The following is a 553-nucleotide window of genomic DNA, read 5'->3' as shown; positions in this document are numbered from 1 at the left end:
ACGCACGACCGTATGGTGCGGGCACTGCCAGAAATAGCCCTCGCCTCATCTGCACACCACCTATGCGGATATTGGGTTTATATTCGACGCAACTCCGGGGGATCGGATGGTCATGGCGGATAGTGCCGACATCACATTGCTGCTGGATGCAGCCCGAGAAGGGGATCGTGGCGCGCTCGACAACGTGCTCGCGCGGCTCTACTCCGAACTGCATTCCATGGCCCGGCGCCAGCTCGCCGGCCAGCATGGCCAGACCCTCGATGCCACCGCGCTGGTGCACGAGGCCTACCTCAAGCTCATCGGTCGCCGCGAAGCCCGCTTCGACGACCGCGCCCATTTCTTCGCCTATGCGGCCTCGGCCATGCGCAGCGTGGTGGTCGACTACGCACGCCAGCGCCTGGCGCAGAAGCGCGGCGGCGACCTGCACCGCGTTACCGACCTGCCCGAGGACGTCGAGGGCGGCCTGCGCCTGGACGAGGAAACCCTCGGCCTCGACGTGGCGCTGACCAAGCTCGCCGCCGTCGACCAGAAGCTCGCGCAGGTGGTGGAACTG

General features: G+C 66.5%; 1 protein-coding gene. It reads left to right on the top strand.

The features are described from left to right. Positions 1 to 112 precede the first annotated feature (112 nt). Positions 113 to 553 (top strand): ECF-type sigma factor (locus tag ACXJKJ_RS31745; RefSeq protein WP_457395688.1); only part of this gene is annotated, 441 nt, incomplete at its 3' end.

Source organism: Roseateles sp. P5_E1 (assembly GCF_054049335.1).
Note: the sequence above shows the minus strand (reverse complement) of the source record. Positions and strands in the feature narration are given on the sequence as shown.